Genomic DNA, 713 nt, shown 5'->3' with positions numbered 1-713 from the left:
GGCCAGCAAGAAGCGCACGGTAGCGGCATCCTGCGTAGCCTGGTCAGCATCGTGCATGCCCGGGGCATAGTGCGTGGCGTAGAAGAGTACGGCGGGGATAATGCCGGCGGCGCCGTTGGTGGGGGCAGTCACTACTCGCCCACCCGAGGCATTCTCTTCATTCACGGCGAGGGCAACGAGGTTGACCCACTCCTGCCAAAACGCGGGATCGCGATCGGGGTCCTCCTGGCGAAGGCGGGCGTGCCAAGCTGGAGCGCGTCGGCGCACGTTGAGGGTACCGGGAAGGTTACCGGAGCGTTCCAAACTGTTGTTCTTGCACTCGTCCATGACGTCGCGGATGTGCAAGAGGCCGGCGGTGACCTCAGCCTGCGTGCGGCGAGCGAGTTCGTTGCGAAGCATCACGCCGCTGAAACTAAGGCCCTCCGTCCGGCAGTGGGCAAGCAACTGCGCGGCAGTGCGGAACGGTAGGGGATCGGCGACTGTGACGGCGTCGGTGGGCGAGCTGCCGTCACGGTTGTCACCCTCGCGGTAGATGAATCCGCCTCCGATTGAGAAGTACGTCGCCTCAAGTACGGCGCCAACCTTCCGCGTCGTATGCCGCGAAACGCATGCCATTCGGATGCCCGTCAAGCACCGTGAGCGGATGCAGCGCAATCGCACCCTCGGTGAAGGGAACTTCAACGGCTGCCGGCAAGCTGCAGCACTCCTGAATT

At 64.1% G+C, this 713-nt stretch carries 1 protein-coding gene; it reads right to left on the bottom strand.

The features are described 5' to 3' along the window. Nucleotides 1-615, bottom strand: a 615-nt coding sequence (locus tag ADICYQ_RS31155) for an L-serine ammonia-lyase, iron-sulfur-dependent, subunit alpha (protein ID WP_200861885.1), incomplete at its 3' end; no start/stop codon positions are given. Nucleotides 616-713: the final 98 nt, after the last annotated feature.

Origin of the sequence: Cyclobacterium qasimii M12-11B (genome assembly GCF_000427295.1) — a bacterium.
Taxonomy (GTDB): domain Bacteria; phylum Bacteroidota; class Bacteroidia; order Cytophagales; family Cyclobacteriaceae; genus Cyclobacterium; species Cyclobacterium qasimii.
This window is presented reverse-complemented; position numbering and strand designations above follow the sequence as displayed.